At 51.3% G+C, this 707-nt stretch carries 8 tRNA genes; all 8 read left to right on the top strand.

Features of this window, described 5'->3' with window-relative positions:
• The first annotated feature begins 2 nt into the window (after positions 1-2).
• The 8 genes from SORDD05_RS09620 (at position 3) to SORDD05_RS09585 (ending at position 703) form a co-directional block, all read left to right on the top strand.
• A tRNA-Asp gene (locus tag SORDD05_RS09620) sits at positions 3-75 on the top strand.
• 22 nt (positions 76-97) lie between these two features.
• Positions 98-170: transfer RNA gene (locus SORDD05_RS09615), tRNA-Lys, on the top strand.
• Between the two features lie 5 nt (positions 171-175).
• Positions 176-257 (top strand) — tRNA-Leu (locus SORDD05_RS09610).
• Positions 258-269: 12 nt separating this feature from the next.
• Positions 270-342, top strand: a tRNA-Thr gene (locus SORDD05_RS09605).
• A 21-nt stretch (positions 343-363) separates the two neighbouring features.
• A tRNA-Gly gene (locus SORDD05_RS09600) sits at positions 364-435 on the top strand.
• 7 nt (positions 436-442) lie between these two features.
• Positions 443-528: transfer RNA gene (locus SORDD05_RS09595), tRNA-Leu, on the top strand.
• An 11-nt stretch (positions 529-539) separates the two neighbouring features.
• Positions 540-613 (top strand) — tRNA-Arg (locus SORDD05_RS09590).
• A gap of 16 nt (positions 614-629) precedes the next feature.
• Positions 630-703 (top strand) — tRNA-Pro (locus SORDD05_RS09585).
• The last annotated feature ends 4 nt before the right edge of the window (positions 704-707 follow it).

The following is a 707-nucleotide window of genomic DNA, read 5'->3' as shown; positions in this document are numbered from 1 at the left end:
TAGGTCCCGTAGTGTAGCGGTTATCACGTCGCCCTGTCACGGCGAAGATCGCGGGTTCGATTCCCGTCGGGACCGTAAGATAACGGAAGTTATTTTAGACTCGTTAGCTCAGTTGGTAGAGCAATTGACTTTTAATCAATGGGTCACTGGTTCGAGCCCAGTACGGGTCATATTTGCGGGTTTGGCGGAATTGGCAGACGCACCAGATTTAGGATCTGGCGCTTAACGGCGTGGGGGTTCAAGTCCCTTAACCCGCATAGTAGAAATTAGCCGGCTTAGCTCAGTTGGTAGAGCATCTGATTTGTAATCAGAGGGTCGCGTGTTCAAGTCATGTAGCCGGCATTAGAACTAGAAGAGGTCGATGCGAACGTAGTTCAGTGGTAGAACACCACCTTGCCAAGGTGGGGGTCGCGGGTTCGAATCCCGTCGTTCGCTTAGAGAGGCCGGGGTGGCGGAACTGGCAGACGCACAGGACTTAAAATCCTGCGATTGGAAACGATCGTACCGGTTCGATCCCGGTCCTCGGCATATAATAATGAGCACCCTTAGCTCAACTGGATAGAGTACCTGACTACGAATCAGGCGGTTAGAGGTTCGAATCCTCTAGGGTGCATTTTTTCTATTTAACTCGGGAAGTAGCTCAGCTTGGTAGAGTACTTGGTTTGGGACCAAGGTGTCGCAGGTTCGAATCCTGTCTTCCCGATTGA

Source organism: Streptococcus oralis (assembly GCF_001578705.1).
Taxonomy (GTDB): Bacteria; Bacillota; Bacilli; order Lactobacillales; family Streptococcaceae; genus Streptococcus; species Streptococcus oralis_J.
This window is presented reverse-complemented; position numbering and strand designations above follow the sequence as displayed.